Source organism: Pseudophaeobacter profundi (assembly GCF_029697505.1).
In the GTDB taxonomy this organism is placed as follows: Bacteria; Pseudomonadota; Alphaproteobacteria; order Rhodobacterales; family Rhodobacteraceae; genus Pseudophaeobacter; species Pseudophaeobacter profundi.
The window spans coordinates 151,798-176,093 of record NZ_JARJEF010000003.1; the positions used below are offsets into that span (position 1 = coordinate 151,798).

Genomic DNA, 24,296 nt, shown 5'->3' on the forward strand with positions numbered 1-24,296 from the left:
GAAAAAGCCGCCGGGGGGTCCTTCCGGCGGCTTTCTTTTTTCGCGTTAGCCTTGATCAGGCGACATCAAAGGTCAGCGGTTTGATCTGGTTGAACAGATCGCTTTCGGCCAGTTTGGCGCGGGCTTCGGCGGGGACGACGTCGTCCACGTAAAGCAGCGCAATGGCCTCACCACCGGCTTCGGCACGGCCCAGGGTAAAGTTGGCAATGTTGACGCCATGCTCACCCATGGTCTGACCCAGGGTGCCGATGATGCCGGGCACGTCGTTGTTGGTGGTGTAGAGCATATGTGCGCCCACCTCGGCGTCGATATTGATACCCTTGATCTGGATGAAACGTGGCTTGCCATCCGAGAACACTGTACCCGCAACCGAGCGCTCGCGCTTATCGGTTACTGCTGTCACCTTGATGTAGCCATCAAAGGCTCCGGTTTTGTCCTGGTTGGTGGTCGAGATCTGAATGCCACGTTCCTTGGCCACAACAGGGGCCGAGACCATGTTCACATCCGGGTTCACCTTTTTCATGATGCCCGCAACCACCGCACAATTCAGCGCCTCCAGGTTCATATCCGCAGCAACACCATCATAGAGAATGTTGATAGCCTTGATGGGCTCATCCGTCATCTGCCCCACAAAAGAGCCAAGATGTTCAGCCAGTTTGATCCAGGGGCCCATGACCTTGGCCTCTTCGGCCGTTACGCTGGGCATGTTCAGCGCATTTTCCACCGCACCGGTCAGCAGATAGTTCGACATCTGTTCAGCCACCTGCAGGGCGACGTTTTCCTGCGCTTCAGAGGTGGCGGCCCCCAGATGCGGCGTGCAGACCACGTTGGGCAGTTTGAACAGGGCATTTTCCTTGGCGGGCTCTTCAGAGAACACATCAAAGGCGGCACCGGCAACATGGCCAGATTTCAGCGCCTCGGCCAGGGCCTCTTCGTCCACCAGACCACCACGGGCACAGTTGATGATGCGCACGCCTTTCTTGGTCTTGGACAGGTTTTCACGGCTCAGGATATTGGCGGTGGCATCGGTAAAGGGCACGTGCAGGGTGATGAAATCGGCGCGTTCCAGCAGGTCGTCCAGCTCTACCTTTTCAACGCCCATCTTGTCGGCTTTTTCCTGACCCAGGAAGGGGTCATAGGCAACGACCTTCATCTTCAGCCCACGGGCGCGGTCACAAACGATGCCACCGATATTGCCGGCGCCAATAACGCCCAGGGTTTTATTGGTCAGCTCGGTGCCCATGAATTTGGACTTTTCCCATTTGCCGGCATGGGTCGAGGCAGAGGCCTCGGGGATCTGGCGCGCCACGGCAAACATCATGGCGATGGCATGTTCGGCGGTAGTGATCATGTTGCCAAAAGGCGTGTTCATCACGATCACACCTTTTTTCGACGCGGCTTCCTTGTCGATGTTGTCGGTGCCGATGCCTGCGCGGCCGATGACCTTGAGGTTGGGCGCATTGGCGAGGATCTTTTCCGTCACCTTGGTGGCCGAACGGATGGCAAGACCATCATACTGACCGATCACTTCGGCCAGCTTGTCCTTGTCTTTGCCCAGATCGGGCTGAAAATCCACGTCGATGCCGCGATCCCGAAAGATCTGAACAGCCGCTTCGGAGAGTTTGTCGGAGATAAGTACCTTGGGAGCCATTTTTGGAGGTCCTTTGAATATCGGGGGCCGGACCTGCGCTAGGGCAGCGACCGACAGAGGGAGGGGGCAAAGCGCCCGCCCGTCAAACCAAAGGTTTGCCTTCGGCAAAACGGGGCGGTTGGGCGCTGCCCGGCCTATCGGCCGGGCAAAAACACTTTAGCCTTGTGCGGCGATCTCGGCCTCAAAGGCCCAGGCAAGCCAAGGCAGCATGGCCTGGATGTCGGCGGTTTCCACCGTGCCACCACACCAGATCCGCAGACCGGCAGGCGCATCACGATAGGCGCCGATGTCCAGCGCGATGTTCTCCGCTTCCAGACGTTTGGCCACGGCCTTGGCAAAGGCAGCGCCATCCTGAATGCGGTCATCGGTGAACTTCAGACAGACCGAGGTGTTGGAGCGCGTCGCCGCGTCTTCGGCCAGATTGGCAATCCAGGGGTTGGCGTCGCAGAAATCAAACACGGCCTGCGCATTGGCATCAGCGCGGGCGATCATGCCTGTCAGGCCACCCACCGAACGGGCCCAGTCCAGCGCAAAGAGGTAATCCTCGACCGCCAGCATCGACGGCGTGTTGATGGTGGCACCGGTAAAGATACCCTCGATCAGCTTGCCGCCTTTGGTCATGCGAAAGATTTTTGGCAGGGGCCAGGCCGGGGTGTAGCTTTCCAGCCGTTCCACAGCGCGGGGCGACAGAACAATCACCCCATGGGCCGCTTCACCGCCCAGAACCTTCTGCCAGGAGAAGGTGGTCACATCCAGTTTGTCCCAGGGCAGATCCATCGCAAAGGCGGCGCTGGTTGCGTCGCAGATGGTCAGACCGGCGCGGTCATCGGCAATCCAGTCGGCGTTGGGAACCCGCACGCCAGCGGTGGTGCCATTCCAGGTAAAGACCACATCGTTGGTGCAATCGACAGAGGCCAGATCAACGATCTGACCGTAGTCGGCGGTTTTCACTTCGGCGTCGATCTTCAGCTGCTTCACCACATCGGTGACCCAGCCAGCGCCAAAGCTTTCCCAGGCCAGCATCTCAACCTTGCGTTCGCCCAATAGCGACCACAGGGCCATTTCAACCGCGCCAGTGTCAGACGCGGGAACGATGCCGATACGATAGTCAGCGGGGATGCCCAGGATTTCGCGGGTGCCTTCGATGGCCGACTTCAGCTTGGCCTTGCCAACGCTAGCGCGGTGGCTGCGACCCAGGGGGGCGTCGGCCAGTTTGGACAGTTCAAATGTAGGGGGTTTGGCACAGGGGCCGGAAGAAAAACGCGGATTACCCGGCCGCGTCGCCGGTTGCTGAGTAGCCATAAATGCTATCCTTACAGATATCTGCCCTTCGTTGGGGAAGGGTGTCCCGCCGCTAGAGCTAGGGGGCAAAACGGGTCAGTGCAACCTATATATCGCCAGGAGACGCCGCTTTAGGCATTTTTTGCGACAGGCTTTGACGCCTTTCGGAAACTTCCTTACCAAAGTCTCATCAGCTTTGCGGTCCAGATGCCGCAAGGCCTGGCCTTTTCAGGACTCTGAAATCCCCATCCTGGCACGAACGATTCGAGGCGGAAAATGACAAGCAGATTGGCACAGGTCACCTATTCTCTTGCTCTCATCCTGATGCTGGGCTGGCTCTTGGTGGCGGGGCAGGCCATCCTGCTGCCCGTGCTGGTTGCCATCATTGCGGTCTATATCCTGACCACCGCCGCCGATGCGCTGATGCCCGTGCCCCTGATTGGCCGCCTGCCGAGACGGTTCCGCCGCTTACTGGCCCTGGTGATTTTCACCCTGAGTTTTTTGGTTCTAGCCTCATTTATCACCGCCAGCGCCACCACGCTTTCGACTGCCTTGCCGCTCTATGCAGAGAATTTTGATGCGCTGCAGAGCAAGTTCCTTACCGCATTGGGCATCAAACAAGAACAGAACTGGGGCAGTCTGGGGGAATATCTGCTTGATATGGTCGATGCGACAACGCTGATGCCCACCGCGCTGGCGACCATCAGCAATGGCGGTTCGGTGATTGTCGCTGCCACGCTCTATGCAGTGTTTCTACTGGCCGAACTTGACGCCCTGCCGGACAAGACGCGCCGCGCCCTGGGCAATAACATGCAGGCAGAGCACACCATGGCGCTCACCCGCAAGATCAACGACAAGATCGGCAGCTATCTGGCAGCCAAGACACTGGTCAACCTGATCCTGGCGCTGGTCTCCTATGCGATCTTGAAACTGCTGGGCATCGCCCATCCGGCCTTTTGGGCCATCCTCATCGGGTTGCTCAACTACATTCCCTATATCGGGTCGGTCATTGCGGTGGTTTTTCCCGTCACCATGAGCCTGATCCAGTTCACCTCTTTCAGCCATGCAGGTGTGGTGCTGGTGCTGCTGATGATCCCGCAGCTGATTGTTGCCTATTATGTCGAGCCCAAATTCCTGGGGCGTTCTGTCAATCTCAGCCCCTTTACCGTGCTGCTGGCACTGGCCATCTGGAGCGCCCTTTGGGGCATGACCGGCGCGATCCTGGCGGTTCCCCTTACGGCGATGGTCATGATCATCCTGGCCGAGATCCCCAACGCCCGCTGGATCGCCGTGATGATGTCAGAAAAGGGCGACCTCTGAGCGCAGGTTTACAGCCAAACCGCTTCGGGACTGGCTCATCCGGGTTCTGGACGCTATGACACCGCAACCGAAGGCCCAGATGGAACTCTCTCATGTATATCGTCACGCTGCTTTGCAATCCTGCCACGCCCTGTCTTGATGCCACCTTGCTGGACTCACTGCGCAATGCCTGGGGCGGCGGTAGCGCCCAGTGGCTGGCACCCGATATCGCGGCGGAATTTGCACTGGACACAGTGCCCGACAACCAGTGGCACGTCTGGGAGGACCTCCAGGCGCTTGGGATTGATCTGATCCTTCAGCCCGCCGCCAACCGCCGTAAAAAGATGCTGCTGGCCGATATGGATTCAACCATGATCGAACAGGAATGCATCGACGAACTGGCCGAAGAGGCAGGCGTCGGCACCCGCGTCAAGGAAATCACCGCCCGCGCCATGAACGGTGAGCTGGATTTTGACGGAGCCCTGACTGAACGGGTTGCCCTGCTCAAGGGGCTGCCTGAAACGGTGATTACGCAGGTTCTGGACAACCGCATCAGCCTGATGCCGGGCGGTCGGCAGCTGCTTGCCACGATGAAAGCCAATGGCGCCTATGCGGCGCTGGTCTCTGGCGGGTTCACTGCCTTTACCACCCGCATCGCGACAGAGCTGGGCTTTGATGAAAACCGCGCCAATACGCTGCTTGTGGCCGAAGGCAAGCTTACAGGGGAGGCAGGTCGCCCGATCCTGGGACGCCAGGCCAAGGTGGAAGCCCTGGAGCAGATTACCAAAAAGCTCTCCATCACCGAAGCAGAGGTGATTGCGGTAGGCGATGGTGCCAATGATCTGGGCATGTTGACGCGGGCCGGGTCCGGCGTTGCGCTGCATGCCAAACCTTCGGTGGCGGCGCAGTGCCAGATCCGCGTCAACCACGGCGACCTGACGGCGCTCTTGTATCTGCAGGGCTATGCCCGCGACGATTTCAAAGGATAGCACATATGCTTGAGGTCGGGATCGAGACCCTGCTGCTTCTCATGGCGGCAGGGTTTGCCGCCGGGTTTATTGACGCGGTGGCAGGTGGCGGCGGTTTGATCACCGTGCCAGTGCTGCTCTTGGCTGGGGCGAACCCGGTCACGGCACTGGCCACCAACAAAATTCAGGGTCTCTTTGGCGCAGCCACTGCGGCACGAGCCTACGCCAAGGGCGGCCATGTGAACCTGCGAGACCAGGCGGGCTCTGCCCTTATTGCCTTTGCCGCCTCGATTGCCGGCGCGCTGCTGATCACCATTCTGCCCACCGGGTGGATTCGAATGATCCTGCCGGTGCTGCTGATCGGGATCGCGCTGTTCTTTGCCTGCAAAAAAGGGCTGGGCGATCTGGACCGCGCCCGGCGCATGGGCGCGGGTCTCTTTGCCGCCACCATGGTGCCGCTCTGTGGTGCCTATGATGGACTGTTGGGGCCAGGGGCGGGCAGTTTCTATATGCTCGCCTTTGTGTCGCTGGCAGGCTACGGCGTGCTCAAGGCCACCGCCCATACCAAATTGCTCAACCTCGCCTCCAACGCCGGGGCTCTTTGTGCCTTTGCGGTTGTGGCGACGCCCTGGTGGATCACCGGGCTGTGCATGGGGCTGGCGCAGATCGCAGGCGCCCAGGCTGGGGCCACCCTGGCGCAGTCCAAAGGGGCTGCCATGATCAAACCGCTTCTGGTACTAACCTCGCTGTCGCTGGCCGCGAAGCTGATCTGGGACATGCTCTGACCTCGCACACCCAGCGGAAGGGGATTCAGCACAAAATCCCTCCATGGCCGGGCTGCCCTTCCCAAAATCGCCATTATCACTAACTATGGCGACACACTGCCGGGTGATCGGCAGCAGCGATGGATCGCCCCGCGCTGACCAATTGCCTGCGGCAACCGTGCCAAGCACAGGTCCAAAGCACCCACGATACACCAGCCCCCAAGGAGGACAGAAAATGCCACAGTTCATATTCGCCTATCACGGCGGCAATACTCCCGAAACCGCCGAAGCAGGTGCTGCGGCGATGGCAGCCTGGCGCGCATGGATGGACGACCTTGGCGCGGCCCTGGTGGTTCCGGGAAACCCGGTCGGCAAGTCACATACCGTCGCCAGCACTGGCACGACAGAAGACGGCGGAGCCAATCCGATCTCGGGCTATTCCGTGGTTGAAGCCGCCGACCAGGCCGCCGCCTGCGCCATGGCCAGGGGCTGCCCCCTGGTGGCCGATGGCACCGGCTCGGTTGAGGTTGCGCCACTGATCGAAATGTAGCCTCAGCCTGGGACCACAGGTACACAATGCAAAGGCCTGCCCCAGATCTTCAGAGCAGGCCTTTGCATGTAAGCAAATTCTAGAGGCGCTTAGAACCGCAGCTCGGCGCTGGGCCGCAAAGATCCACAGTCGATGCCACGTCGGTTCAGCAGCGGCGCATCAAGGTATTTGCGGGTCTCGGGGTGATCAGCCTCTAGTACGCCCAGCCCCACCAGAATCGCGGCGATGGCGCATTCGCTGGCACGGGTGGCGCCATCAACGATTTTGACCGCAACGCCCAGCTTCTGTTCTGGAATGATGGCAATAAACACCGCCTCGGCCCCGGTTTTCACCGCCACTTTGCCCCCCATGGCGCGCATCAGATTGGTGCAGGCGCGGGTTTCACCCGCCACCAGATCCGGATGTGTCACCATCGCCGAAACCAGCTGCGCCGCCGCATCCGAGGCACGATCAGAGCGATCCGCAGCCGAGGCAAACCAGGACATCGCCCGCGCCAGCCCATGCACCGTGGTGGCAAAATTCGGCGCCGAACAGCCATCAATGCCGTAACCGGGGCTGGACATGCCCGTCACCTCTTCAAATGCCGTCAGGCAGGCCTGCTGCACCGGGTGATCGACCTCGACATAGTCTGGCCCGGCACCCAGGTGTTGGTTCAAGGTCAAAAAGCCAGCGTGCTTGCCGGAACAGTTGTTATGCACCTGGCAGGGGCTGGCGTCATTCTTGATCAGTTCGTCGCGGGCGGGTCGGTCGGCGGGCTCCTGGGGGCCACAGCGGAAGTCATCGTCACCCAGCCCCAACTGCGACAGCCAGCTGTTCACCCGGTCGGTATGAATATGCGCCCCGTTATGCGAGGCACAGGCCAGCGCCAGCTGCTCTGTGCTCAACCCGTATTTTGCCGCCGCACCCGAGGTAATCAAGGGCAGTGCCTGGATCATCTTGGAAGAGCTGCGCGGATAGATCACCGCTTCCGGGTCGCCCCAGCTGCGCACAATCTGGCCACTGTCATCACAGATCACCGCATGCCCTAGATGCAGGCTCTCCAACAGAGACCCACGCCAAATTTCAGCCATTGGAACTGGTTTCGTCATTGTTTCAGCCTCTTTTCTTGGCGAATTCCTGCCAAACGCACTTTCGCCCGTAGCGCTTGTTACGTTAGTGTGCTTGTGTATGGCAAGCGAGAGCATCTGGTACAGACGGCGGTTTAAACGCCGCTTGCTCTCATCGTAATTGAGGTAGAGACAGTCTTGGAGTCGGGACAAATGGCATCGAAACTCGCCCGTATAGTCGCGGGCCTGTGTCTGGCCGCTATGGCCACATCTGCAACCGCGCAGCAGACCACAACCGACAATCGCGTCGGCGCCAATGTGGACTGGAGCGTCTTTCAGGGCGACAGCCCCAAAGAATGTTGGGGCGTTTCAGCCCCCAAGGAAAGCGTCAACACCCGCGATGGCCGCGTTGTTGCCGTGCGCCGCAGCGCAATCCAGCTCTTTGTGTTCTATCGGCCCGACAATAACGGCAAGGGTCAGGTAACCTTCACCGGCGGCTATCCCTTCGCGCCCGGCTCGACCGTCAACATGACCATCGGCGACAGCGAATTTGAACTCTTTACCGAAGGCGAATGGGCCTGGCCTGCAACCGCAGCGGATGATGCCAAGATCATCACCGCAATGAAGCGCGGCGCCGACGCGGTGCTGACTGCACGTTCTGCGCGTGGCACCCAGACCAAAGACGCCTTTTCCCTGCTGGGCTTTACCGCTGCAGTCGAGGATGCAGAAAAACGCTGCGGCAGCTGATCACCCATTCCCAGCGGTCTTGCCAAGCGGACCTGCCCTGCACCCTGGCCACTGGCCGGGGTTTTGCATTTGCACCCCGCCCTACTATGGTGGTCCGTACAAAACGGACCAATATCAATTGGGCCTCTGCATAGCCGGTCTGCGAAGGAATCTTTTGATCTTTTGCCGATCTCCTATATAGACCCGCATTCACCCTCCAAACCTAGAGTCGAGCTGCCATGACTGCCAACGCGCCGATCACCCAAGACGTTCTGACCCTGCCCCGCAAGCTGCCCGAGGGCGGCAAGGCCAATCTGGTGGGCATGACCCGTGACCAGATGCGCCAGGCACTGATCGACATCGGCACCCCGGAAAAGCAGGCGAAAATGCGCGTCGGCCAGATCTGGCAGTGGATTTACCAATGGGGCAAACGCGACTTTGCCGAGATGACAAACCTGTCGAAATCCCTGCGCGCCGATCTGCAACAGCATTTTGAGATCAGCATCCCCGAGGTGATCAGCAAACAGGTTTCCGAGGACGGCACCCGCAAATATCTGGTGCGCATCGCCGGCGGTCACGAGGTCGAGGTGGTCTATATCCCGGAAGACAGCCGCGGCACGCTGTGCATTTCCAGCCAGGTCGGCTGCACCCTGACCTGTTCCTTCTGCCATACCGGCACCCAGAAACTGGTCCGCAACCTGACCGCAGCTGAAATCATCGGCCAGGTAATGATGGCGCGCGACGATCTGGACGAATGGCCCGTACCCGGCACCCGCAACACCGATGAGGCACGCCTGCTGTCAAACATCGTGCTGATGGGCATGGGCGAGCCCTTGTATAATTTCGAAAATGTGCGCGACGCGATGAAAATCGCCATGGATCCCGAAGGTATCCAGCTTAGCCGTCGCCGCATCACCCTGTCGACATCCGGCGTGGTGCCGGAAATCGCCCGTACAGCCGAAGAAATCGGCTGCCTGCTGGCGGTGTCTTTCCATGCCACCACCGATGAGGTCCGCGATAAACTGGTGCCGATCAACAAACGCTGGAACATCGAGGCCCTGCTGGAATCCCTGCGCGCCTATCCGCGCCTGGCCAATTCCGAACGCATCACCTTTGAATATGTGATGCTGGATCATGTGAACGACAGCAAGGAAGATGCCCATCGTCTGGTCAAACTGATCGAAGGCATCCCGGCCAAGATCAACCTGATCCCCTTCAACGAATGGCCCGGCGCGCCCTACAAACGGTCCTCGGGCAATCGAATCCACGCCTTTGCCGATATCATCCATGATGCCGGCTATGCCTCGCCAATCCGCAAACCGCGTGGCGAAGACATCATGGCGGCCTGCGGCCAGTTGAAATCAGCCACCGAACGCGCCCGCAAAAGCCGCAAGCAGATCGAGGCAGAGGCGGGAATGAAATCCTGATCTGCGCCGCTGCAAATCCCTGATCTACCGAAACGCCGCCAAGCCAACGCTTTGCGGCGTTTTGCTGTGCGTGTCTTTGGCGCATCAGCGCGACGCCGCCACAAAATCTCCTCAAACTGGATATAATCCGGCCACAGCGCGCCAACAATCTCAACCTCAGAAACAATTAAACAAGTCTATGAGGACTGAGCATGACCCAAGCACCCCCATCCCCGCTGGACAAAAACCTGCTGGAACTGATCCGCGAAGAACGCGAAAAAGCGCTGAGCCCACGTGAATGGCAGTTCCGCCTGCGCGGCTATGGCTATGCCATCAAACGTGTGGCAGGCGACCAGATCCTGACCCGCCTGCCCAAAGGCACCGAAATTGGTGTGCTGCCCCCCGACATCGCCTGAACCCGCGCAAAACTGTCTGGCCCCTATTGGGGCCTCTGACACAGGCAATCGCAGATCTACGGGAACAGGCGCCCGCAATCAGCGTTCGCGGCCAGGCAGGCTATCGCGCGCCGGCTCTGGCGACCAATTTTGGATGATCTCCGCCGCCTCTTCGGCGGTCTCGACAAATTTGAACAGTTGCAGATCCTGTTCGGAAATGGTGCCGGCATCAGCCAGCGCCTCCCAGTTGATGATTTTTTCCCAGAAGGCGCGTCCAAACAGGATAAAGGGCACCCGCTCCATCCGGCCAGTCTGGATCAGGGTCAGGCTCTCGAACAGTTCATCCAGGGTGCCAAAGCCGCCGGGGAACACCGTAATCGCCGCCGCGCGCATCAGAAAATGCATCTTGCGAATGGCGAAATAGTGAAAGTTGAAGCTCAGCTCGGGGGTGACATAGCCATTGGGCGCCTGTTCATGCGGCAGCACGATGGATAGCCCGATGGATGCGCCCCCCGCATCAATGGCACCGCGATTACCAGCCTCCATCACCCCCGGCCCCCCGCCGGTGGCAATCACGTTCTTGCGGCCGCCGCTTTGCAGCGAAACCTCTGTCATCATGCGGGCAAATTCACGCGCCTCATCGTAGAAATGCGACAGATCTGCCAGCGTCTGGGTGCGGGCACCGCCCTTATTCGCCGGGCTGGGGATACGCGCGCCGCCAAACATCACGATTGTGGTCTCGATGCCCCGTTCGTCCAGCATCAGCTGCGGCTTCAGCAGCTCTAGCTGCAACCGGACCGGGCGCAGCTCTTCGCGGCACAGGAAATCCCCATCCGCAAAGGCCAGCCGATATGCAGGCGACGCAGATTGCGGCGTCTGTGGCACGTGTTCGGCACGGCTCTTGTCGGCATTTGCATCGGTAAAACGGCTGTGGCGATCATCATTCATGGCGTCTCGGGCAATCCTGTTTGAACAATTATAGCGCCAGCTTATCCCCCATTGGGTCAGAGGTGCCAGCAGGAACATCAGCAGGTCTTGTACCGCCCCCGCCAATCGCTAAGGTCAGTACGCTGCAAAACGGGAGAGCGCGCATATGGATTGGACCACTGAGATCAAGGCGGCAACGGCACGGATTACGGGGCACACCCAGGTAACCCCGGTATTGCAGTGCCAGGGCTTTGGGCTGGATATCCCGATCGAGATAAAGCTGGAACAGATGCAGCATACCGGCAGCTTCAAGGCGCGCGGTGCCTTTAATACCCTGCTCAGCCAAGACATTCCCGCGGCGGGTCTGGTGGCGGCATCAGGCGGCAACCACGGCGCGGCGGTGGCCTATGCGGCGAACAGACTGGGCCATCGGGCGCGAATCTATGTGCCCGAGATGGCTGGCCCCGCCAAGATCGCCCTGATCCGCAACAGCGGTGCCGATTTGCAGGTGGTGCCCGGTGCCTATGCCAACGCGCTAGAACTGGCCCAGGCCTATGAGCAGGAAACCGGCGCCATGCAGGTCCATGCCTATGACGCACCGGCAACCGTGGCGGGACAGGGCAGCTGCTTTGCCGAATGGCAGGAACAGGGGCTTGCGGCCGATACAGTGATCATCGCCGTGGGCGGTGGCGGGCTGGTGGGCGGTGCCCTGGCCTGGTTTCAGGGGGCCAAGAAAATCGTCGCGGTCGAACCCGCAACCTCTTGCGCGCTGCATGCCGCCCTCGCTGCGGGCACACCCGTGGATGTAGAGGTCTCGGGCGTGGCAGCCAATGCGCTGGGGGCGCGGCGGATCGGCGCCATCTGCTTTGAGCTGGCGCAGCAACAACACCAGGCCGACAAGTTGACCTCGCTCACCGTCAGCGACGAGGCAATCACTGCCGCGCAATCCGCCCTGTGGCGCGAACGCCGCCTGTTGGTCGAACCGGCTGGTGCCACCGCGCTTGCGGCGCTGACCTGCGGCGCGTATCAGCCCGCGCCGGGCGAAAAAGTGGCCGTGTTGCTCTGCGGTGGAAATATCGCCCCCGATCCGCTGGGCTAAGCCTTGCACCAGCGCCAGACGCAGCCTATCGACCAGTCATGAATGCAACAATCGCAGATAGCATCTATCACGCCCTGAGCGAGCAGATCGTTACCGGCGCCCTGCCCGCCGGGGAAAAGCTGCGTCAGGACCATATCGCGCGGGCCTTTGACACCAGCCATGTGCCGGTACGCGAGGCCCTGCTGCGACTGGAAGCACATGGGCTGGCCATATCCGAACCCAGGCGCGGCACCCGTGTCAGCGCCCTTAACCCCGGTGAAATCCGCGAGGTGATCGAAATGCGCGTCGCGCTTGAGGTTCTGGCGCTGACCCATGGGATTGCCCGGTTCTCCAAAACCGATATGGCCGAGGCCGAGGCCGCCCGCCAGGCCTGCGATGCGGCCGAAGACATGGCCAGCTGGGAGCGCTGCAACCGCGCCTTTCACCGGGTGCTGCTGGCACCCTGCCAGATGCCGCGACTGCTGGCCTCGATTGATGATCTGCACATCGCCTCGGCGCGGCATCTCTTTGCCAATTGGCAACATCAGTGGCGACCGCGGATTGATCAGGACCATGCCGCGCTGTTGCGCGCAATTGGCAATCAGGACGCCAGCGCCGCCTGTGAAATTCTGCGCCGCCACCTGCGCCGAGTGCGCTAAAGCCCGCAGCCACCGCTTTGCCGCCCAGTTTCGGCGCAATCGGGCATGACCTGCGCGCCAATTGCCGTTAGAAAGCTGCGAATCCTTTTTGCACGTCAATCACGCCGGAGTACCCCCTTATGTCCAACGCTCAGCTGGAAACCGCGATCGAGGCCGCCTGGGAGGCCCGTGATAGCATCACCCCCGCCACCACCGGCGAACAACGCGACGCCATCGAAGCAACCCTGCACGCGCTGGATTCCGGTGCCCTGCGGGTTGCTGAAAAGCAGGACAGCGGCGACTGGCATGTCAATCAATGGGCCAAAAAGGCTGTTCTTCTGGGGTTCCGTATCAAGGACATGGAAATGCAGTCCGGTGGCCCGCAGGGGTCCAGCTGGTGGGACAAGGTTGACAGCAAATTTATGGGTTGGGACGCGGCAGATTGGAAATCAGCCGGTTTCCGCGCCGTACCAAACTGCATCGTTCGCAAAAGCGCCTATATCGCGCCCGGCGTTGTGCTGATGCCCTCTTTCGTCAACCTTGGTGCCTATGTTGATGAAGGCACCATGGTAGATACCTGGGCCACCGTTGGGTCCTGCGCACAGATTGGCAAGAACGTGCACCTGTCTGGTGGCGTGGGAATTGGCGGCGTACTGGAACCCATGCAGGCCGGCCCAACCATCATTGAAGACAACTGCTTTATCGGGGCGCGTTCGGAGGTGGTTGAAGGCTGCATCGTGCGCGAAGGCTCGGTTCTGGGAATGGGTGTCTATATCGGCAAATCGACCAAGATCATCGACCGCGAAACCGGCGAAGTCATGTATGGCGAAGTGCCGCCCTATTCGGTGGTTGTTTCCGGCTCGATGCCCTCCAAGAACAACGTCAACCTGTACTGCGCGGTCATCGTGAAACGAGTCGATGCCCAGACGCGCTCCAAAACCGGGATCAACGAGCTGCTGCGCGACTGATCCCAGGCATTGATCCCAGGCGGGGGCAGCCCCAGCCGCGTCAAACGCCTTGCACCATCCAGAATGCGCGCCGTTTCAGCCCGAAACGGCGCGCATTTTTGCAAAAGCCGCTCTTTTCTGGCCGCTCATCCGTCAAGCCCGTGATGCAGGATGAACGGCTCCAAGACTAGGGAATGTCGCGCAGGCGCAGCAATACGGCCTGCCCGCCGTCAGACAGCGTTACCTCGGGACCAAGCGCGCCATGATATCCCTCGCCAGTAGAGAGGCGCTGGAAGACGGTGCCATCAGCCTGTCCCGACAGTACAAAAAGCACCACCGCATCAGCGGGCAGGGGATGCGTACCCTGCGACAAGATCTGTATCTCGGCGCTGATTTTTCTAGGATCATAGATCAGGTTGAAAGCGGTGCAGCCCCCGTCATTCAGCCCTGCCATCAGATCAAGCCCGCCATCAAAATGCAGCGGCTGCAATGGCTTGGCCTCTAGCTGAAGATCCGCGCCAGTCAGGCGCAACCCGGCCCCAGCCACAATGCAGTGGATCCGCGCCATCCCGGGAAAGCGCGAAAAGACGCCGTCCTGTTCGATGGTTGCCAGGCTCACCCGCCAGAGCATTGCCCCCTCTGCGGTGTCTCCGGCCCGGTGGCAGACCAGCTCTCGGGTAGAGCCGCCCCCGTTCTTCCAAGCCTGCACCGGGATATCCGCCACCGAAAACCGCATATTGTCATCCCCCGTCAGATCTTTGCCTGACCGGTTTTGCGGCTTTTTCAAACGGCAGGCAAGCCACTGCAGATCATTTCCCGGCTCATGTTGGGCGATACCGCAGCAATCGCGCGGTTGGGGCGATTGGGGCGATTGGGGCGATCCGCCCCGCGATCAACAGGTTGGAATTCGATTGACCGCACGCCACCAGCAGGGCTATGGCGAGCGCATGGAAAAGAAGAAGATATCCCGCCAACAGGTCTACACGCTTTTGGTTCAGATTGGACGCAAAGAAGGCGACGGCCTGCCCGAAGGCGCCACCGGGGCAGCCTTGATGATCTATGCCTCTGGCGTGGACGAGGCCGAAGCCGTGCGCGAAACCGTCGCCATCCTGAAGCAGGCAGATACCGCGCCGCTGGATGTGACGGGCTATGGCACCCTGGCCGAGCGTGAGGAAGAAGGCCATGAGATCGGCGAGGAAGAGCACGCGCTGATGCAGCGGGCGCTGGAAGAAAACTCCGTGATCGTCGCCCAGATGACACCGTTCTTTGACGGCCAGGAACCAACGCTGCACTAATCATTTAAAATGACGCCGATCGCCGAACCGCGCGGGCGCTGCGGCTGCTACTGGTCCAGCAGGTCCTAGTCCAGCTGGCCGAACCAGCTACGATAGATTGCCTCATAGCTGCCGTCTTCCTGCATCTCCAGGAGTGTCCGGTTAACCGGTTCCGTCAGGGCAGACCCCTGCGGGAAGACAAAGCCGTAATATTCGCGCAGGAAGGCCTGGCCAATTGTGCGTCCATAGGCACTGCCACCATGCTGGACATAATAATTCAGCACTGGCGCATCAAAGACCACAACCCGGATATCGCCCTCCTCAAAGGCCGCCAGCATCGCGCCCAGGCTGCTGTAGCCTTGATAATCGATGTCGCGACGCTGCAGAAAGCTCGCAGCGGTAGATCCCTCTATGGTGCCTGTCCGTTTGCCATAGAGATCATTGACCGATGTAATCGATCCGCTGATCGCTTCTACCGTCATCACCGCCGTGATCTTGGCCACAAAGATCGACACGACAAACAGCGAGGAAACCACCAGAAGAACCCCAAACATTCGTCCGATCGGCGTGCGGGGCACCCGCTCTTCAAAGCCGCCGTTGACCACCAGGTTCAGCGCCCACCAGAAAGAGGGAAACCAGGCCTCTTTCAGCGGGCGATCAAAATAGGGCTGGGCCCGGCGTTCCAGCGCCCACATGAACATGCCCCCCACCAGCAGCAGCAAAAAGGCCAGACCAATGGCGATCACCAGATCCCAGGACAATAGCGCGTACATCAATGAAGGCGCGCGCGCGTCATCTGCCTGCACCAGAATTTGCAGCCCACTTTCAAAAACCGGCTGACTGAAATCCATCACTGCCTCGCGGGCAGCTGTGATCGAAATATTTGCCGCCGCCAGATCCACCTCTCCGTCGGCCACCCCGTCAAGCATCTCGGCAAAGGTGCCCTGGCGATGGATCACCACCTGCCAGTTCAACCTGTCAGCAATTGCATGTAGCAAGTCGATGGAAAACCCGGTCTCTTCTCCCTTTTCAATCATTGAAAAGGGGGGGCGGGTCACTGTGTTGACCTCTATCACCTGCGCTGCCAGCGCAGTTCCCCACAACAAGAGAATAAAAGGGAGCATACAATGAAAGGAGCGCAAATCTATACCTAAGAGCCAAATACAACATTCCTGAATCCGTCTTAGGGGGTTCGCCCTGACCAGGCAAGCTTGAACCCTTTGGCCAAGTCTGGACGTTGCGCCCAATATGCCGACTGTTTACATGGGATTTTTCAGAATTTGCCCGATGTTGGCGCCGGATTTGCAAGGTCTTTCAAAGCACGGTAAATCAGGCCAACCTCATCTCATGCGTCAGGCCTTGACGCCCTACAGGAGCATCCCCCAATGTCCGCCATCGACCCGGTTCGCCTGACCGCAGATCTGATCCGCTGCCCCTCGGTCACCCCAGAAGAAGGCGGCGCGCTGCACCTGCTGGAAGCCCTGCTCTGCGAGGCCGGTTTTGCCTGCACCCGCGTGGATCGTGGCGGCATTTCCAACCTGTTCGCCCGCTGGGGCGACAAGGGCCATGTCCGCAGCTTTGGCTTCAATGGCCACACCGATGTGGTGCCGCTGGGCGATGAAACCGCCTGGACCATGCCCCCCTTTGGCGCCGAGGTAAGAGATGGGGTGATGTATGGCCGGGGAGCAACCGATATGAAATCGGGCGTTGCCGCCTTTGCCGCCGCTGCCATTGATTTTGTCACCCAGACTCCGCCTGATGGTGCCGTGATCCTAACCATCACCGGCGACGAGGAAGGCGATGCCATTGACGGCACCACTGCGCTGCTGGACCATATGCAGACCACAGGCGAAAAGATGGATGTCTGTCTGGTGGGCGAACCCACCTGCCCCAATATCATGGGCGAGATGATCAAGATCGGGCGGCGTGGGTCCATGACCACCTGGTTCACCGTGACGGGCAAACAAGGCCATTCCGCCTATCCGCATCGCGCCAACAATCCGCTGAACGCCATGGCGCGGCTCATGGATCGTCTGGCAAGCCATCCGCTGGATCAGGGCACCGCGCATTTTGATGCCTCGACCCTGGCGGTGGTGACCATCGACACCGGCAACCCGGCGACCAATATGATCCCGGCGCAGGCCCGTTCAACCGTCAACATCCGCTTCAACGACAGCCATTCTGGTGCCAGTCTCACGGCCTGGCTGCAACAAGAGGCAGACAGCGTCGCGGCAGAGTTTGGCGTTGAGATTGACCTCAAGACGCAGATTTCCGGCGAGAGCTTCATCACCCCGCCCGGTGCGCTGTCGGATCTGGTCTCGGCGGCTGTGCAGGCCGAAACCGGCGTCACCCCCGAACTGTCAACCACGGGCGGCACCTCGGATGCGCGCTTTGTCAAGAACCATTGCCCGGTGGTTGAATTTGGTCTGGTCGGCAAGACCATGCACCAGGTAGACGAAAACGTGCCTGTGGCGCAGATCAAGCAGTTGAAATCCATCTATACCCGCATCCTGAAAGACTATTTCACATGACAGCTGTGATCGAAATTACCCAGGATTTTACTGCCTGCTATGCGCTGCGCCATAAGGTCTTTGTGCAAGAACAGGGTGTCCCTGAAAGCGAGGAACTGGATGCACATGATGCCAGCGCCACCCATCTTCTGGCATGGCAGAACCACGCGCCCATTGGCACGGCCCGCATTGTGTTTGATGGTGACTTGGCCAAGATCGGGCGCGTTTGTGTGCTACCAGATCTTCGGGGCACCGGGCTTGGCGCAGACCTGATCCGTGCTGCCCTTGCCATTGCCCGCGACACCCCCGGCATTGCGACGGTCAAGCTGGGCGCGCAAATCCAGGCGCTGGGGTTTTATGAAAAGCTGGGCTTTAGCGCCACAGGCCCGGTCTATGACGACGCTGGCATTGACCACCGCGACATGGTGATGGAGCTGGCGTGAAACCAACCCTGATCATTATGATCAAAGAGCCACGCGCTGGCCGGGTGAAAACCCGGCTGGGGCGTGACATTGGCCAGATCGCCGCAACCTGGTGGTTTCGTCATCAAAGTGCCCGGCTGATCCGCCGCCTACGTGATCCACGCTGGCAGATCATCCTTGCGGTTGCCCCCGATCTGGCTGTTGCCGCGCGGGTCTGGCCCGCCGATATTGCCCGCCACCCCCAGGGGCCTGGTGATCTGGGCCAGCGCATGGCGCGACTGCTGCGCCACTTTGGCCACCCCCGCATCAGCCCCGGCCCGGTCTGCCTGATTGGCGCGGATATTCCCGGTATCAGCCCCGCCCATGTCGGCCGCGCCTTTGCCGCGCTTGGGGCCCATGATGTGGTCTTTGGCCCGGCGATGGATGGCGGGTATTGGCTGATCGGTGCCAAACATCCAAGCCGCCTGCCGCCCGGCCTGCTTTCAGGGGTGCGCTGGTCCAGTCCGCAGGCCCTTGCCGACAGTATCCGCAGCCTGCCCGGTCAGCGCATCGCCCTGATCGACCAGCTGCGCGATGTGGACACCGGCGCCGACCTGCACTGCGTATAGCAGGGTTGCACTGCCGGGCGCGCTTTTATCATGACCTGCCGGGCCAGCCATGCTAGGCGAAGGATATGACCCGTATCCCCTCCAAGGCAGAGATCCTCGATTGGATCAGCGCCCACCCGACCCAGACATCGAAACGCGACATTGCCAAGGCTTTTGGCATCAAGGGCGCCGACCGAATCGACCTAAAGCGCCTGCTGAAAGAGCTGGAGGCCGAAGGTCATCTGCAAAAGCGCAACAAGACCTATCGCGATCCAGAGCAATTGCCCCCAGTCACCGTGCTGCTGATCAAGGCGCCGGATGATAATGGCGATCTTTATGCGCAGCCACTGGAATGGCACGGCGAAGGCGTCGAACCCATCGTTCTGGTTGTCACCACCCCGGCCGGGCCCGCCCTGGGCCAGGGTGATCGCATTCTGGCCCGGCTTACCAAGGTTGAGGGCGGTGATCACCACTATGAGGCCCGGCTTATTCGCCGCATTGGCGTCAATCCCAAGCGGGTGATTGGCATCTTCCGCAAAGGCACCGAAGGCGGCCGCATTGTGCCCATCGAAAAGGCCTCGGCCAACGAATGGGCGGTGATGGCGGATGCCATGTTAGGCGCCCAGGATGGGGAACTGGTAGAGGCAGAACAGGCTGGCCCCAAGGGCCGCATGGGTCTGCCGCGCGCCCGGATTCTCAACCGGCTGGGCGACCCTTCGGCCCCGAAGGCGGTGTCGCTGATCGCCATTCATCAGCACGGCATTCCCGATGATTTCCCCGACAAGGTCGTGGCCGAAGCGGATGCCGCCAAGCCCATGGGCCTGAAAGGGCGCGAAGATCTGCGCCAGATGCCGCTGATTACCATCGACCCGGCAGATGCCCGCGACCACGATGACGCCTGCTATGCCGAAGCCGACACGGATCCGAAGAATCCGGGCGGCCATGTCATCTGGGTGGCGATCGCCGATGTCGCCGCCTATGTCACCCCCGGCAGCGCGCTGGACCGCGAAGCGCGCAAGCGCGGCAACTCTTCCTATTTCCCCGACCGGGTTGTGCCAATGCTACCGGACCGGCTGTCAGGCGATCTGTGCTCCCTGCATGAGGGCGTCCCACGCCCCTGTCTTGCCGTGCGTATGCAGATCGACGCCGAGGGCAACAAGATCTCTCATCGCTTTGTGCGCGGGATGATGCAATCCGCTGCTTCGCTGCACTACACCGAGGTCCAGGATGCAATTGACGGGCAAGTGACCGAACGGACCGAGCGGTTCCTGGAGCCGGTGATCAAACCGCTCTATGCCGCCTATGAGGCGCTGAAGGCAGCCCGCAGGCAGCGCGAACCGCTGGATCTGGACCTGCCGGAACGCAAAATCATCCTCAGCGACAGTGGCCAGGTGACATCAGTCGCCTTTCGCGATCGGCTGGACGCGCATCGCCTGATCGAGGAATTCATGATCCTCGCCAATGTCGCCGCCGCCGAAACCCTGATCAAGAAGCGCTCACCGCTCTTGTTCCGGGTGCACGAAGAGCCGGCGCCGGAAAAACTGGAATCGCTGCGCGAAACCGCCATGGCGGCGGGCTTTCCGCTGGCCAAGGGACAGGTGCTCCAGACCCGCCACCTGAACGCGCTGCTGAATGGCGCAGCGGGAACCGACGACGCAGAGCTGATCAATATCTCGACCCTGCGATCCATGCAGCAGGCCTATTATGCGCCTGAAAACTTTGGTCATTTCGGCCTCGCGCTCCGCAACTATGCGCATTTCACCTCGCCGATCCGGCGTTATGCCGATCTTATCGTGCATCGCTCGCTGATCTCGGCCCATGGCTGGGGCGACGATGGGTTGTCGCCAGCCGAGATTGAAGGCCTGGCAGAAACCGCCACCCATATTTCGGAGACCGAACGCAGATCAATGATTGCCGAACGTGACACCACCGACCGCTATCTCGCGGCCTATCTGTCGGAACGGGTTGGCAATGAATTCACTGGTCGGATCAGCGGCATCGCCCGATTTGGCGCCTTCGTGAAAATGGATGAAACCGGTGCCGACGGTCTGGTGCCCGTGCGCACAATCGGGCGCGAGTTCTTTCACTTTGATGCCGAGGGCAATACCCTGATGGGGGTTGATACCGGCCTGACCCTTTCCATCGGCCAGCGGGTCACCGTACGCCTGACCCAGGCGGCGCCCGTCACCGGCGGCCTAGAGCTGGAGCTGCTTTCCATCGAAGGAGACGAGCTGCCAAAGGGCAATGTTCGTAGTGGTGGCGGCGGCAGGCGTAGCCCTGCCGGGCGTACCGTTAAACGCAAAAGCAATCGCTCAAAACACAAGGCCGCCAAGGTCAAACGTAAAACCGAACGCAAGCGCAAGAGCTGAGGCAACGCGCAGTTTCTGCGCTCCAAAAAAGCCAATAAAACGCGAAAGGCCCCGCAGAAATATCTGCGGGGCCTTAATTTTTATGTTTTATTTCAGAACTTTAACCAGGGCTCATCCCGCGCAGACGTTCCGAACGGCGGCGCAGTAATTCAACCGTTGTCAGCAGCATGATCGAAATCGCCACCAGGATTGTCGCAACCGCCAGAATGGTGGGTGAGATCTGTTCCCGCAGCCCGATAAACATCTGCCAGGGCAGGGTCTTCTGACCAGCCGAGCCAACGAACAGGACCACCACGACTTCATCAAACGAGGTGATGAAGGCAAACAGGCCGCCCGAGATCACGCCAGGCAGGATCAGGGGCATCTGAATGCGGAAGAAGGTGGTCACCGGATCCGCGCCCATATTGGCCGCCGCACGGGTCAGCGAGCGGTCAAACCCAACCAGCGTTGCCGTAACAGTGATGATCACAAAGGGAATCCCCAGTGCCGCATGGGCCAGCACCACCCCAAGGTAGGTGCCCTGCAGACCAATCCGGCTGTAGAAGAAATACATGCCCGCAGCCGAAATAATCAGCGGCACAATCATTGGCGAAATCAGGATCGCCATGATCGCGCGCCGGAACGGTACATGCTGCTGGCTTAGCCCGATTGCCGCCAATGTGCCAAAGCTGACCGAGAGCAGCGTCGCCATTGGGGCAATCTTCAGCGAATTCCACATCGCACTTTGCCAGGAATCATTGTTGAAGAAATCCCGGTAGTGTTTCAGCGAAAACCCTTCTGGATCCAGCCGCAGCATTTCCGGGGTGAAAGTAAAGAAGTCCTGCGCATTGAAGCTCAGAGGGATGATCACCACAATCGGCGCGATCAGGAAGAAAAAGATCAACCCACAGATCACCCGGAAAGAGTAGTACCAAACCCGCTGGCCCGTCGTCGCATATGGAGGAAGTGCACTCATTGTCGGTTACCCCAGCTTCACGTTGTCGATGCCGACAATCTTGTCATAGACCCAGTACAGCAGCAGCACCACTGCAAGCAGGATCGAACCAAGCGCAGCGCCCAGACCCCAGTTACCCGATGTCGAGATGTGATAGGCAATCAGGTTAGAAATAAAGGTCCCTTTGGTCCCGCCAACCAGGGCCGGGGTGATGTAGTAGCCAACCGCCAGAATGAAGACCAGGATCGACCCAGCACCAATGCCCGGCACCGACTGCGGGAAATACACCCGCCAAAAGGCCGTCCAGTTGGTCGCACCCAGCGATTTTGCCGCCCGCAGATAGGTGGGCTGGATCGTCTGCATCACAGAATACATCGGCAGGATCATAAAGGGCAGCAGGATATGGGTCATCGCAATGATGGTACCCAGCTCATTGTTGATCAGCACAAGCCGGTTGTCATCAGCCACAAGACCAATCCAAACGAGGACATCATTGATAACCCCCTGTTGTTGCAGAAGGATTTTCCAAGATGACGTTCGAACCAGCAAGGATGTCCAGAAGGGCAGCAAGACCAGGATCATCAAGAGATTGGCTTTGCGTGTTGGCAGGTTTGCCAGCAACCAGGCCACTGGATAGCCCAGCATGATGCAGCTGAAGGTAATGATCAGCGACATCCGCATGGTGCGGATCAGCATGGTATTATAAATGCGCTCTGTCTCGGGGCGAACTTCGACCCCGTCGGCGCCCAGCTTCAGATCGACCGCGTTGAGGAAATACCCCGCCGTCCGCGTGCCGGAATAGGTCTTGATGGTGCGCCATAATTCAAGATCAGCCCAGCCATCGTCCAGTTCGATCAGGCGTTCCTTATAGGGGCCGTCGTTTTCGACATCCCACTTTCCGATCTTGCGGCCAGATTTACGAAACACCGAGGACATACCAGGGTTTTCGTAGTTCAGACGCTTGGCCACACGGGTATGAACCTTGAGTTCGGCCGCCGCCTTCATATCCACGGCCAGGGCCGCAAATACGGCTTCATCTGGCAGTTCGCTTGAGTCCGGGTCCCAACTTTCCAATGCGTCAACGGTTTTGGGCAGAACCTCTTGAACGATGCGATTGTCCACGGAGCGGAACAGCATGTCGCCCACAGGCAGGATGAAGGTCACAAGAATAAACAAGAGCAGCGGTGCAATCAGCATCAAAGCCCTGAGCTTCTGCAGCCGCAGTGCCTTCGCGAGGCTACGCTTTAGCGGCGTGCCATCAGCGGCCAGCACAGGGCCATTTTGGGTGGTATCACTCATGGTGGGGATCCCCGTCGGGTCTTTTTTGATTGGTGGAGAAAGGGCCCAGACAATGCCGGGCCCTTTCCCGTTCTCACAACGAGGTCAGATTACTGGAGCAACCAGGCCTGGAATTTTGCATCCAGATCATCACGGTTGTCTGCCCACCATTCGTAGTCATAGGTGTGCACATTGCCAGAGTTGGCAGGATCTGTTGGCATGTGAGGCGCCATTTCGATGCCCAGCACTGCGTGCTTACCAACCAGCGGTGCCGAGGAGGCACGTGCGGGACCGTAAGAAATGTAAGCAGCCTGATCAGCCAGACGCTGGGTGTCGGTGGCGAACCTCAGGAAGTCCATCGCGCGGGCCTTGCGGTCCGCAGGCAGACCGGCAGGAACGATCCAGCCGTCAAGGTCAAAGGACTGCATGTCCCAGAGCATACCAATTGGCTGGTTCTGCTCGGCAATCGCCGAGAACAGACGACCGTTGAAGGTCGAACCCATCACGACTTCGCCATCGGCCAGCAGCTGAGGTGTTTCCGCGCCAGCAGACCACCAGACAACGCTGTCTTTGATGGTGTCGAGCTTGTTCAGCGCCCGTGTCACACCTTCGTCGGTGCCCAGAACGTCATAGAGATCTTCCTTGGCAACGCCATCGCAGTACAGAGCCCATTCCATGTTATCGATTGGGCGCTTTTGCAACGAACGCTTGCCTGGGAATTTGGCCAGGTCAAAGATGTCGCAGACAGAGGTTGGAGCTTCGGCGCCAACCAGATCGGTGCGGTAGCCAAAGGTGGTCGAGTAAACGATCTGTGGCACAAAGCATTCGGAAACCAGCAGGTCGCCAAAGTCTTCCGTGGCAGGGGTGCCATCGGGGGCGGCGGCCAGATCTGCGTCGTGGTCCAGCTCTGCGGCGAGACCTTCGTCACACAGACGCATCGCATCCGAGGCCACAACGTCGACCAGATCCCAGGTCACATTGCCGGCTTCATTCATGGCGCGCAGCTTGGCAACCGCTTCAGCCGAGCTTTCGTCCCAAACGGCGCTAACGCCTTCGTTTGCAGCCAGATAGGGTTCGACATAGGCTTTGTTCTGGCTGTCCTGATAGGCACCGCCCCAGGATACCAGGGTCAATTCGTTTGCCATGTCTTCAGCAAAGGCCGCAGGCGCGATCAGCGCTGTGGTCATTGCCAGTGCAGACAGTTTCGTCATCTTCATAAGAGATCTCTCCTTGTTGATTTTCGTCG

The 24,296-nt window shown here is 59.9% G+C and carries 23 protein-coding genes and 1 pseudogene; 15 read left to right on the forward strand and 9 right to left on the reverse strand.

The features are described from left to right. Positions 1-55: 55 nt before the first annotated feature. Together serA and P2081_RS06645 are read right to left on the reverse strand one after the other, a co-directional pair. Complete coding sequence (gene serA, locus P2081_RS06640) at positions 56-1,651, reverse strand: phosphoglycerate dehydrogenase (RefSeq protein ID WP_278922089.1); 1,596 nt, start codon at positions 1,649-1,651, stop codon at positions 56-58. A 156-nt stretch (positions 1,652-1,807) separates the two neighbouring features. Continuing rightward, on the reverse strand, positions 1,808-2,953 hold the full coding sequence (locus tag P2081_RS06645) for a phosphoserine transaminase (RefSeq protein ID WP_278922090.1): 1,146 nt from the start codon (positions 2,951-2,953) through the stop codon (positions 1,808-1,810). A 255-nt stretch (positions 2,954-3,208) separates the two neighbouring features. On the opposite strand from P2081_RS06645, the gene P2081_RS06650 reads away from it, so the two are divergent. The 4 genes from P2081_RS06650 to P2081_RS06665 all read left to right on the forward strand — a co-directional run bounded on the left by P2081_RS06650 (position 3,209) and on the right by P2081_RS06665 (position 6,513). Next, on the forward strand, positions 3,209-4,252 hold the full coding sequence (locus P2081_RS06650; RefSeq protein WP_278922091.1) for an AI-2E family transporter: 1,044 nt from the start codon (positions 3,209-3,211) through the stop codon (positions 4,250-4,252). Positions 4,253-4,344: 92 nt separating this feature from the next. Next, complete coding sequence (gene serB / locus P2081_RS06655) at positions 4,345-5,220, forward strand: phosphoserine phosphatase SerB (RefSeq protein WP_278922092.1); 876 nt, start codon at positions 4,345-4,347, stop codon at positions 5,218-5,220. A gap of 5 nt (positions 5,221-5,225) precedes the next feature. Beyond that, positions 5,226-5,984 carry a TSUP family transporter gene (locus P2081_RS06660; RefSeq protein ID WP_278922093.1) on the forward strand — a complete coding sequence of 253 codons (759 nt, stop codon included), beginning with the start codon at positions 5,226-5,228 and terminating at the stop codon, positions 5,982-5,984. A gap of 214 nt (positions 5,985-6,198) precedes the next feature. Continuing rightward, positions 6,199-6,513 (forward strand): YciI family protein, encoded by a 315-nt coding sequence (locus P2081_RS06665; protein WP_278922094.1) that lies wholly within the window; start codon positions 6,199-6,201, stop codon positions 6,511-6,513. A gap of 89 nt (positions 6,514-6,602) precedes the next feature. Here P2081_RS06665 and P2081_RS06670 read toward each other — a convergent pair whose 3' ends face one another. Continuing rightward, positions 6,603-7,601 carry an asparaginase gene (locus tag P2081_RS06670; protein WP_278922095.1) on the reverse strand — a complete coding sequence of 333 codons (999 nt, stop codon included), beginning with the start codon at positions 7,599-7,601 and terminating at the stop codon, positions 6,603-6,605. Between the two features lie 171 nt (positions 7,602-7,772). Here P2081_RS06670 and P2081_RS06675 point away from each other — a divergent pair, with 171 nt between their 5' ends. From P2081_RS06675 to P2081_RS06685, 3 genes are all read left to right on the forward strand, one after another. Continuing rightward, entirely contained in the window at positions 7,773-8,306 is a 534-nt protein-coding gene (locus P2081_RS06675) for an invasion associated locus B family protein (RefSeq protein WP_278922096.1), read from the forward strand. Between the two features lie 218 nt (positions 8,307-8,524). Beyond that, the gene (gene rlmN / locus P2081_RS06680; RefSeq protein ID WP_278922097.1) at positions 8,525-9,712 is read left to right on the forward strand and encodes a dual-specificity RNA methyltransferase RlmN; all 1,188 of its coding nucleotides are present in this window, start codon (positions 8,525-8,527) and stop codon (positions 9,710-9,712) included. Between the two features lie 191 nt (positions 9,713-9,903). After that, positions 9,904-10,107, forward strand: coding sequence for a hypothetical protein (locus tag P2081_RS06685; RefSeq protein ID WP_278922098.1), 204 nt, complete (start codon positions 9,904-9,906; stop codon positions 10,105-10,107). A 78-nt stretch (positions 10,108-10,185) separates the two neighbouring features. Here P2081_RS06685 and P2081_RS06690 read toward each other — a convergent pair whose 3' ends face one another. Then, entirely contained in the window at positions 10,186-11,034 is an 849-nt protein-coding gene (locus P2081_RS06690; protein ID WP_278922099.1) for an LOG family protein, read from the reverse strand. Between the two features lie 145 nt (positions 11,035-11,179). Here P2081_RS06690 and P2081_RS06695 point away from each other — a divergent pair, with 145 nt between their 5' ends. From P2081_RS06695 to dapD, 3 genes are all read left to right on the forward strand, one after another. Next, entirely contained in the window at positions 11,180-12,112 is a 933-nt protein-coding gene (locus P2081_RS06695; protein WP_278922100.1) for a threonine/serine dehydratase, read from the forward strand. Positions 12,113-12,150: 38 nt separating this feature from the next. Further along, complete coding sequence (locus P2081_RS06700; RefSeq protein ID WP_278922101.1) at positions 12,151-12,750, forward strand: GntR family transcriptional regulator; 600 nt, start codon at positions 12,151-12,153, stop codon at positions 12,748-12,750. 119 nt (positions 12,751-12,869) lie between these two features. Continuing rightward, on the forward strand, positions 12,870-13,697 hold the full coding sequence (gene dapD, locus P2081_RS06705) for a 2,3,4,5-tetrahydropyridine-2,6-dicarboxylate N-succinyltransferase (RefSeq protein ID WP_278922102.1): 828 nt from the start codon (positions 12,870-12,872) through the stop codon (positions 13,695-13,697). 166 nt (positions 13,698-13,863) lie between these two features. On the opposite strand, the gene P2081_RS06710 is transcribed toward dapD, so the two are convergent. Beyond that, positions 13,864-14,412 carry a HutD/Ves family protein gene (locus tag P2081_RS06710; protein WP_278922103.1) on the reverse strand — a complete coding sequence of 183 codons (549 nt, stop codon included), beginning with the start codon at positions 14,410-14,412 and terminating at the stop codon, positions 13,864-13,866. 211 nt (positions 14,413-14,623) lie between these two features. Between P2081_RS06710 and P2081_RS06715 the strand changes: the two genes are divergently transcribed. Then, entirely contained in the window at positions 14,624-14,971 is a 348-nt protein-coding gene (locus tag P2081_RS06715; RefSeq protein ID WP_278922346.1) for a DUF8846 family protein, read from the forward strand. Positions 14,972-15,036: 65 nt separating this feature from the next. Here the strand turns inward: P2081_RS06715 and P2081_RS06720 are convergent, their stop codons facing one another. Next, positions 15,037-16,074 (reverse strand): transporter substrate-binding domain-containing protein, encoded by a 1,038-nt coding sequence (locus P2081_RS06720; protein ID WP_278922104.1) that lies wholly within the window; start codon positions 16,072-16,074, stop codon positions 15,037-15,039. A gap of 261 nt (positions 16,075-16,335) precedes the next feature. On the opposite strand from P2081_RS06720, the gene dapE reads away from it, so the two are divergent. From dapE to rnr, 4 genes are all read left to right on the forward strand, one after another. Next, positions 16,336-17,481 (forward strand): succinyl-diaminopimelate desuccinylase, encoded by a 1,146-nt coding sequence (gene dapE, locus P2081_RS06725; RefSeq protein WP_278922105.1) that lies wholly within the window; start codon positions 16,336-16,338, stop codon positions 17,479-17,481. Further along, positions 17,478-17,903 carry a GNAT family N-acetyltransferase gene (locus P2081_RS06730; protein WP_278922106.1) on the forward strand — a complete coding sequence of 142 codons (426 nt, stop codon included), beginning with the start codon at positions 17,478-17,480 and terminating at the stop codon, positions 17,901-17,903. Before dapE ends, P2081_RS06730 begins: the two co-directional genes overlap by 4 nt. Then, positions 17,900-18,490 carry a TIGR04282 family arsenosugar biosynthesis glycosyltransferase gene (locus P2081_RS06735; RefSeq protein WP_278922107.1) on the forward strand — a complete coding sequence of 197 codons (591 nt, stop codon included), beginning with the start codon at positions 17,900-17,902 and terminating at the stop codon, positions 18,488-18,490. The genes P2081_RS06730 and P2081_RS06735 overlap by 4 nt, the downstream gene beginning before the upstream one ends. Before the next feature lie 65 nt (positions 18,491-18,555). Continuing rightward, a complete protein-coding gene (gene rnr / locus P2081_RS06740; protein WP_278922108.1) occupies positions 18,556-20,838 on the forward strand; it encodes a ribonuclease R in 2,283 nt (760 codons plus the stop codon). A gap of 100 nt (positions 20,839-20,938) precedes the next feature. Here rnr and P2081_RS06745 read toward each other — a convergent pair. From P2081_RS06745 to P2081_RS06755, 3 genes and pseudogenes are all read right to left on the reverse strand, one after another. Next, positions 20,939-21,784: pseudogene (locus P2081_RS06745) on the reverse strand (ABC transporter permease); the annotation flags it as partial. 15 nt (positions 21,785-21,799) lie between these two features. Continuing rightward, on the reverse strand, positions 21,800-23,071 hold the full coding sequence (locus P2081_RS06750) for an ABC transporter permease (protein ID WP_278922110.1): 1,272 nt from the start codon (positions 23,069-23,071) through the stop codon (positions 21,800-21,802). 89 nt (positions 23,072-23,160) lie between these two features. Continuing rightward, positions 23,161-24,267 (reverse strand): extracellular solute-binding protein, encoded by a 1,107-nt coding sequence (locus P2081_RS06755; RefSeq protein WP_278922111.1) that lies wholly within the window; start codon positions 24,265-24,267, stop codon positions 23,161-23,163. Positions 24,268-24,296: the final 29 nt, after the last annotated feature.

Coding starts and splice junctions, on each gene's coding strand:
- P2081_RS06685 (WP_278922098.1), top strand. CDS start 9,904: ATGACCCAAGCACCCCCATCCCCGCTGGACAAAAACCTGCTGGAACTG.
- serA (WP_278922089.1), bottom strand. CDS start 1,651: ATGGCTCCCAAGGTACTTATCTCCGACAAACTCTCCGAAGCGGCTGTT.
- rnr (WP_278922108.1), top strand. CDS start 18,556: ATGACCCGTATCCCCTCCAAGGCAGAGATCCTCGATTGGATCAGCGCC.
- P2081_RS06650 (WP_278922091.1), top strand. CDS start 3,209: ATGACAAGCAGATTGGCACAGGTCACCTATTCTCTTGCTCTCATCCTG.
- P2081_RS06750 (WP_278922110.1), bottom strand. CDS start 23,071: ATGAGTGATACCACCCAAAATGGCCCTGTGCTGGCCGCTGATGGCACG.
- P2081_RS06690 (WP_278922099.1), bottom strand. CDS start 11,034: ATGAATGATGATCGCCACAGCCGTTTTACCGATGCAAATGCCGACAAG.
- P2081_RS06695 (WP_278922100.1), top strand. CDS start 11,180: ATGGATTGGACCACTGAGATCAAGGCGGCAACGGCACGGATTACGGGG.
- P2081_RS06645 (WP_278922090.1), bottom strand. CDS start 2,953: ATGGCTACTCAGCAACCGGCGACGCGGCCGGGTAATCCGCGTTTTTCT.
- P2081_RS06715 (WP_278922346.1), top strand. CDS start 14,624: ATGGAAAAGAAGAAGATATCCCGCCAACAGGTCTACACGCTTTTGGTT.
- P2081_RS06720 (WP_278922104.1), bottom strand. CDS start 16,074: ATGCTCCCTTTTATTCTCTTGTTGTGGGGAACTGCGCTGGCAGCGCAG.
- serB (WP_278922092.1), top strand. CDS start 4,345: ATGTATATCGTCACGCTGCTTTGCAATCCTGCCACGCCCTGTCTTGAT.
- P2081_RS06670 (WP_278922095.1), bottom strand. CDS start 7,601: ATGACGAAACCAGTTCCAATGGCTGAAATTTGGCGTGGGTCTCTGTTG.
- P2081_RS06710 (WP_278922103.1), bottom strand. CDS start 14,412: ATGCGGTTTTCGGTGGCGGATATCCCGGTGCAGGCTTGGAAGAACGGG.
- rlmN (WP_278922097.1), top strand. CDS start 8,525: ATGACTGCCAACGCGCCGATCACCCAAGACGTTCTGACCCTGCCCCGC.
- P2081_RS06665 (WP_278922094.1), top strand. CDS start 6,199: ATGCCACAGTTCATATTCGCCTATCACGGCGGCAATACTCCCGAAACC.
- dapD (WP_278922102.1), top strand. CDS start 12,870: ATGTCCAACGCTCAGCTGGAAACCGCGATCGAGGCCGCCTGGGAGGCC.
- dapE (WP_278922105.1), top strand. CDS start 16,336: ATGTCCGCCATCGACCCGGTTCGCCTGACCGCAGATCTGATCCGCTGC.
- P2081_RS06700 (WP_278922101.1), top strand. CDS start 12,151: ATGAATGCAACAATCGCAGATAGCATCTATCACGCCCTGAGCGAGCAG.
- P2081_RS06755 (WP_278922111.1), bottom strand. CDS start 24,267: ATGAAGATGACGAAACTGTCTGCACTGGCAATGACCACAGCGCTGATC.
- P2081_RS06675 (WP_278922096.1), top strand. CDS start 7,773: ATGGCATCGAAACTCGCCCGTATAGTCGCGGGCCTGTGTCTGGCCGCT.
- P2081_RS06660 (WP_278922093.1), top strand. CDS start 5,226: ATGCTTGAGGTCGGGATCGAGACCCTGCTGCTTCTCATGGCGGCAGGG.
- P2081_RS06730 (WP_278922106.1), top strand. CDS start 17,478: ATGACAGCTGTGATCGAAATTACCCAGGATTTTACTGCCTGCTATGCG.